The organism is Streptomyces sp. ATLC9 (assembly GCF_057196705.1).
Window position 1 is genome coordinate 1 of sequence record NZ_JBXUOY010000389.1, and the last position, 3,884, is coordinate 3,884.

Genomic DNA, 3,884 nt, shown 5'->3' on the forward strand with positions numbered 1-3,884 from the left:
GTACGAGAAGATCCTGCGCGGCGGCCTGCCGCGCTCCGGCGCGGCGGCGGGCGCCCCCGGCACGTCCGGCGCCCCCGGCAAGGAGGTGCTGGTCGTCGGCGCGGGCCCGGCCGGGCTGGTCACCGCGCTGCTGCTGGGACGGGCCGGCCACCGCGTCACCGTCGTCGAGGCCAACGGCAACCGGGCCGGCGGCCGGATCAAGACCTTCCGCACCGGCGGCCACGAGCGCGCGGAACAGCCCTTCGCCGACCCCGGGCAGTACGCGGAGGCCGGGGCCATGCGCATCCCCGGCAGCCATCCGCTGGTCATGGGGCTGATCGACGAACTGGGGCTGAGGCGCCGCCGCTTCCACCTGGTGGACGTGGACGCCGACGGCAGGCCCGCCTACCGCACCTGGATCGCCGTCAACGGCGTCCGGACGCGCCGCGCCGACTACGCGAGGAACCCGCGGGCGGTCAACCAGTCCTTCGGCGTGCCCGAGCAGTACCTGGACACCCCCGCCGCAGAGATCCTGGGCCGGGTCCTGGACCCGGTGCGCGACGAGTACAGCACCGTCGGGCCGGACGGGACGCGCGTGAACAAGCCGCTGCCGCAGTGCCTGGAGGGCTGGACCCGGGTGGTCCAGAGGTTCGGCGGCTGGTCGATGCACCGCTTCCTGACCGAGCACGCGGGATTCGACGAGCGCACGATCGACCTGATCGGCACCCTGGAGAACCTCACCTCGCGCCTGCCCCTGTCCTTCCTGCACAGCTTCATCGGCTGGTCCCTGATCAACCCCGGCACCGTCTTCTGGGAACTGGAGGGCGGCACCGCCACCCTCGCGGACGCACTGCTGAAGGAGCTCGGGAGGCTGAAGGTCCCGGTGCGCTTCGACCGCCGCGCCACCCGCGTCGAGTACCGCGGGGAGGGGCGCGGCGGAGGCGACGGCACCCCGCACATCGGCGCCGACGGCCCGGCGGTGTGGATCGACACCGTCTCCGAGGGCCGCGACGGCGCGGTGGTGCGCGAGCAGTTCACCGGCGACTGGGCGGTCCTCACCGTCCCCTTCTCCGGGCTGCGGCAGATCCAGGTCGCCCCGTCGCTGTCGTACGGCAAGCGGCGGGCCGTCACCGAGCTGCACTACGACAGCGCCACCAAGGTGCTGCTGGAGTTCAGCCGCCGCTGGTGGGAGTTCGACGAGGCCGACTGGCGGCGGGAGCTGGAGCGGGTGCGGCCGGGGCTGTACGACGCCTACCGCCTGGGAAGGGCGCCGGACGACGGCAGCCTGCTGGGCGCGCACCCGTCCGTACCGCGCGGCCACATCTCCGACGCCCAGCGCGTGCACTACACCGCCTGCCGCTGGATCTCCCGGGACCAGCCGGAGGCGGCGGGCGTGACCGGCGGCGGGTCGGTGTGCGACAACCCCAACCGTTTCGTGTTCAACCCCTCACACCGGATCGAGGGCAGCGAGGGCGGCGTTCTGCTGGCCTCCTACAGCTGGGCGGACGACGCCCGGCGCTGGGACTGCCTGGACGACGACGCCCGCTACCCGTACGCCCTGCGCGGTGTGCAGCAGGTCTACGGGCAGCGGGTGGAGGTCTTCTACACCGGTGCCGGGCGCACCCAGAGCTGGCAGCGCGACCCGTACGCGTACGGCGAGGCGGCCGTACTGCTGCCGGGCCAGCACACCGAGCTGTTCCCGCTGCTGGGGCGCCGAGAGGGGCCGCTGCTCTTCGCGGGCGACCACACCTCGATCAGGACGGCGTGGATCGAGGGCGCCCTGGAGTCGGCGGTACGGACCGCGCTGGAGGTCCACCGGGCCTGACGGGCCGGGCACGGCCGGGTGGGGGCGGCCCGTCACCCGCCCTCGCCCGGCCGCACGGGCGGCCGTCAGCTCCCGCCCCTGAGGCGGCCCGCGACGCGCACCACGCGCTGCGCCATGTGGTCGAGGGCGGCGTACTCCGTGTCGGTGAGCGGGGCGTCGTTGTCCGGCCCGGTGACGTGGGAGACACCGTAGGGATTGCCGTCGGCGAACTTCAGCGGGGCGGTGTAGCCGGGCGGGACGACGAGGCCGCCGAAGTGGATGATGACGTTGTAGAGGGTCAGCAGCGTCGACTCCTGGCCGCCGTGGGAGGTCTGGGAGGCGGTGAAGCCGGCGTACACCTTGTCGGCGAGCAGTCCCTGCTGCCACTGCGGGCCGAGGGTGTCGAGGAACTGCTTGAGCTGGCTGGCGACGTTGCCGTACCGGGTGGGCGTGCCGAACAGCACGGCGTCGGCCCAGACGACATCGTCGGGGGTGGCCCTCGGCTCGTCCCTGGTCTCCTCGTGGTGCCGGCTCCACGCGGGGTTGGAGGCGATGGCCTCGTCCGGGGCGAGCTCGGCGGCCTTCCTCAGCCGCACCTCCGCGCCCGCCCGCTTCCCCGCCTCGACCAGCCGTTCGGCCATCTTGTGGATGGTGCCGGTCGCCGAGTAGTAGATCACGGACAGCTTGACATCGCTCATCTGCTTCCGACTCCTTGCCCGCGCCGGCGGCCGCTCGGGCGTCGGCGCGTTCCGTTCACCATCTGCCGATCGTCACTCTATGCGCCTTTTGTCACTTCGTGCCCGCTGTGCGGTGCGGGGTTCCGCCGCCTCGCCGTTCCGCGGCGTCGCGGCCCCGGCCGCCCGGAGGGACATCCGCGCCCGGCGACGGGTTTCGCGCCGGAAGCCGGCCAAACCCCGTACGACCCGAGGCGGGGAGCGGCGACCCTCGCGCGACCGGCCGGGTCCGGCATCGTGAACAATGTGTCCCAGGCGCCCGCCCCGGCACCTCCCGGGAACCGGCGTGCGGACAGTCCCGCAGCACTCGACCAGCACCGAAGGAGCTCTGGTGGGGGAGACCCAGCGACACAGGGCAGCGAAGCCGTCGTCAACCTCGTCCTGGCCGGCACACGGCCTCAATGTGGTGCGCGGCGCCCTGATAGGCACCGCGGAGACCGTCCCGGGCGTCAGCGGCGGCACCGTGGCCCTGGTGGTCGGCGTGTACGACACGGCCATCGGCTCGGCGAGCCGCCTGGTCACCGGCGTCCGGCTGGCGCTGGCCGACCTTCCCCGTGGACGGGGACTCGCCCGGGCCCTCCACGAGGTCCGCCAGGTCCAGTGGCGCGTCGTCGTCCCGCTGCTGGCCGGCATGTTCGCCGCGCTGGTGCTGATGGCCGGACTGGTCGAGGGCTGGGTCGAGGAGCAGCCTGTGCACAGCCGGGCCCTGTTCTTCGGCCTGGTGCTGGCGTCGCTGTGGGTGCCCTTCTCCCTCGCCTCGCGGGCGCCGCTGCCCGACGGCGCCTCCTCCCCCTGGCGGCCGGGCGAGGCCGTCGTGGCGCTGGTGAGCGCGGCGGCCGCCTTCGTGATCGTCAGCCTGCCGCCCGGCGAGGTGGAGGCCACCCCGCTGGTCATCGTGGCCGCGGCGGCGATCGCGGTTTCCGCGCTGGTGCTGCCCGGCCTGTCCGGCTCGTTCCTGCTGCTGACCTTCGGGCTGTACGAGCGCACCCTCTCCGCCGTCAACGAACGGGACTTCGGCTACCTGGGCCTGTTCGCGCTCGGCGCCCTGCTGGGCCTGGCCTCGTTCGTCAAACTGATGCAGTGGCTGCTGGAGAACCGGCAGCGCGTCACCCTGGTGGTCCTGACCGGTGTGGTGGCGGGCTGCCTGCGGGCGCTGTGGCCCTGGCAGGACGAGGACCGGGCCCTTCTCGCGCCGGACGACCAGCTGGGCGCGGCGATCGGTTTCGCGGCACTGGGCTTCGTCGTGGTCGCGGCGTTCGCCGTGGCCGAGCACATCACCAAGAACCGGCGCGAGGCGGCCGCCCGCGCGGCGGAGACCGCCGCCGCGCCCGACGGCGCGGGCGGCCGGCACCACGCCGGGGCACGGC

At 73.8% G+C, this 3,884-nt stretch carries 3 protein-coding genes; 2 read left to right on the plus strand and 1 reads right to left on the minus strand.

Features of this window, described 5'->3' with window-relative positions:
- Positions 1-1,804: flavin monoamine oxidase family protein (locus AC2CJA_RS25185; protein ID WP_484604973.1), on the plus strand; the 1,804-nt coding region annotated here is incomplete at its 5' end.
- Between the two features lie 65 nt (positions 1,805-1,869).
- Here the strand turns inward: AC2CJA_RS25185 and wrbA are convergent.
- A complete protein-coding gene (wrbA, locus tag AC2CJA_RS25190) occupies positions 1,870-2,481 on the minus strand; it encodes an NAD(P)H:quinone oxidoreductase (RefSeq protein WP_484604974.1) in 612 nt (203 codons plus the stop codon).
- 367 nt (positions 2,482-2,848) lie between these two features.
- Between wrbA and AC2CJA_RS25195 the strand changes: the two genes are divergently transcribed.
- Positions 2,849-3,884: DUF368 domain-containing protein (locus AC2CJA_RS25195; RefSeq protein ID WP_484604975.1), on the plus strand; the 1,036-nt coding region annotated here is incomplete at its 3' end.